Source organism: Nevskia soli, assembly GCF_903970205.1.
GTDB lineage: Bacteria > Acidobacteriota > Terriglobia > Bryobacterales > Bryobacteraceae > Bog-113.
Window position 1 is genome coordinate 1 of record NZ_CAJCHS010000295.1, and the last position, 3354, is coordinate 3354.

Genomic DNA, 3354 nt, shown 5'->3' on the forward strand with positions numbered 1-3354 from the left:
GCTTAACGGCCCAGGAGAAGGCCGCGCCTAAGACTCCCACCCCGACGTAGGCAATTCCCATTGCCGTGCCGCGTTTTCGCCGGAACCAATGCGAAATGATGATTTGGTGCGGAATCGGCCCGGATAAGATATAGCCGACCGTGTAGATCAGCCAGAGCAGATAGTAGACCGCTAACGATCCACCCATTCTGCTAAACCCGGCAAACGCGATGAAGGTCAACCCAGTACCGGCCAAGATCAGGCCGCGCGGCGAAAAGCGCGGAACGACTAACGGTCCTACCCACAGCGTCAGCAGAGCCGCAATAGGAAAACCCAGAGTAATGCTATGCCTGGCCCAACCAAACGCGTTCTCATAGTAGTCATAGAAGAACGGCATGTTGTAGTAAGGCATCCCTACCGCGATTCCAAAGGTAAAGAATGCAGCCAGGGTGACCCACCAGCCTCGGAACAAGGGGGCTCTCGGCATATTACGGAACCGGTTGTACGGTTGCCCGGCGTTCCAGCTTGCCCCACCCGACTAGCCGGCCGCGCATTGCGAACACTAAAGACTTTCCTAACACGTAATGCATAAGCTGCCGGTAATAGACCCGCTGGAAGAACAACAGGCGTAAGTCCGCCGGCGCGAGGCCTTCCAATCCGTAAGCCAGTAAGCCTGTAAGCAGTTCAAGGAGAAAGAAAGCAAGATAGTATTGCAGCACGATCAACCCGTTACCGGCAAACAACGCGATAATCATCGAAATCTCGGCGAACGGCGCGAGAGCCGAGAGTAAGACCTGGAACAACCAGATACTCGGCAGCGCGACGAACCCCAAGGTTCCATAGCGCGGGACGAAGAGCGCGTCGCGATGTTTCCAGGCCGCTTGCAGCGTTCCGAATGCCCACCGGAAGCGCTGTTTCGCCAACCCTTTGGTATCTTCCGGCGCCTCGGTATAGGCAACCGCCTTCTCCTCATACCGGATACGATAACCGAGCCGCCGGATGGAGAGGGTTAAGTCCGTATCTTCCGCCAGGGTATCGTGTCCGAAACCGCCGAGCGAAACTATCAGCTGCTTGCGCCACGCGCCCACAGCGCCGGGAACGACGGTGATCGCGTTCAACAGATCCAATGCGCGGCGGTCCAGATTGAATCCGTAAACATACTCGATCGATTGAAAACGCGTGATCCAGTTGTGCCGATTTCCGACACGCGCGTTCCCGGAAACGGCGCCCACTCTGCCATCGTGGAAGTGCCGGGTAAGATACGCGATCGTGCCGCGTTGAAAGATCGTGTCTGCGTCCACTGCGATCAACACGTCGTGTGAGGTCTTCAGAATCGCGTGATTCAGGGCAGCCGACTTACCGCGGTTCGGCTGAGTCAAAAGTAGAACTTTAGGATGTTCACCGAAGTGATCGCAGAGTAGCTGGTAAGTTCGATCCTTTGATCCGTCGTCGACCACGATAACCTCGATGTCCTCGTAGCCATTCGCCAGAATCGATTCCACGGTCCTTACGATGACCTTCTCCTCGTTATAGGCGGCGATGACTACCGAAACCCGAGGACAATAGTCCGGATCGAACACCCGCTTGCGTGCCCCTATCTTCTGGCACACTGCAAGAATTCCATAGATAACCGAGCGCCCAGCGGTAAGATAAATCGCGCAAAGGAACAAAATGCCGACAACTCCAAGCACGTTGCTCTTGAAATCGAAGGCGCGGCCCTCGATCCTCGCCCAACGCATCTCTTCGGCCGAGGGGACCGGCATAATGGCGGCGCGGTCTTTGCCGATCAGAGTACCCGCGGTTACGAATCGATAGCCCTGCGACTCGAAGTACTCGATGATCTGGGGAAGCGCGGCGACCGTCGCATCCCGGTTTCCACCGGCGTCATGGAGCAGGATCACGTGCCCGTTCTCCTGCTCGGCTTTGATCTCGTCCAGGATCGCCTTTGCGGTGGTCGGCGTCTGCCAGTCGCGCGGGTCGATACTCTCAGCCACAGTTACATAGCCTTCCAATTGGGCCCGCTGAATCGGAAGGATTTCGGCGGGAGTCTGCGGCTCGCTATCAGCGTTATAGGGCGGCCGAAACAAGGTCGTCGAATGTCCGAGCGCGTTTTCTAAGATCCGCTGTGTCGCCGATAACTCAAGGTCGGTGCGGTAAGCCGACACGGTAGCTATGTTCGGATGCGAGTAAGTATGATTCCCGATTTCGTGGCCCTCGCGGTACTCGCGCTTTACGAGATCGATGTTGTTCTCCGCATTGACGCCGATCACGAAGAAAGTAGCGGGTACATGATATTTACTCAGAATGTTCAGGATTCTCGGAGTGTACTTCGGGTCCGGGCCGTCATCGAAGGTAAGCGCCATTAGCTTGTCGCTTGTCCGTCCCGCGTCGTCGATGACATAGTAAGTCGGAAACACCTGATACGCTTCCGTGTAGTCGCCGTCCTGACTCGCGGGCTTCTTCACTTTCCGCGAGCCGTCGTGCGGTACCTCTGCGACATGGAGGAACTCCCCACCCGAGTAGGGGTTCACCTGTTTATTTGCGGTCATAAGATCCAGCGGAGCTGGATCGAAGTCGTCCGGCGGCCAGGCGCCCGGTTCCAAAACATTCCACAAGCCCGGATCTTCCGCCCCGAGCCGCCAGACTCCAATGCCGCGAAAGCCATCGTCATGAATCGCCTGAGCCATGTTGAGTCCGGTCACCGCATCCAGGAACCAGATCTCATGCTGCTCGGCGCCGGTACTGTAGCGAAGCACCGGGTTCTCCTGATCGCTGTCCCACTCAACGGTACTGACCGGATGGTTCAACAGCGCGCGGGACATAACTTCGTTGAAGCCGAGCTCCGAACTTGTACTCGACCCAATAACCCAGTCATAAGCATAAGCGCCCATACCCACAACCGTCTTTTCAGGCGGTAAGATCTTGGCGAGCTTGTCTAAGTGGTCTTCAAACCACTGCTCCGATGCAACCGGGCCAGGCGGTCCTGACTGGTAGTGCTCGTCATATACCATGGGCAGCAGGATATCGTTCGCGACGGCCAGCCGCTTCAGGTCGTAGGCGTCATCGTCTACCGGAACATCTTCCGTTACCAGAAAGCCCATAGGTCCCAGCCGCGCCTTGACTTCGGTCATGAACTGAACCAAAGCCGCGCTATCCGGTTTCTTCAACTCCTCGAAATCTATGTTGATGCCCTGAAACTTGTGCTCCTGAAGGTTGCTAACGATGTTATCGATAAGGGTGTGCCGCAGCTCGGGACTCTTCAGAATGCGGCGGACGTCCTCGGCCTGCCATCCATCGCGGTAGTTGGTGAGCATCGCGATGATCGGCAGGTTGGCCTGGCGGGCGATCACGGTGACGGTCTCGTCGCTTTGATCG

2 protein-coding genes are annotated in these 3354 nt (G+C 56.9%); both read right to left on the reverse strand.

What is annotated here, in order from left to right; translation table 11 throughout:
* The coding region (locus H1Y01_RS13015; RefSeq protein WP_180540948.1) for an MFS transporter at nt 1-466 on the reverse strand (466 nt) is incomplete at its 3' end.
* A 1-nt stretch (nt 467) separates the two neighbouring features.
* Nucleotides 468-3354: polysaccharide deacetylase family protein (locus H1Y01_RS13020; protein WP_180540949.1), on the reverse strand; the 2887-nt coding region annotated here is incomplete at its 5' end.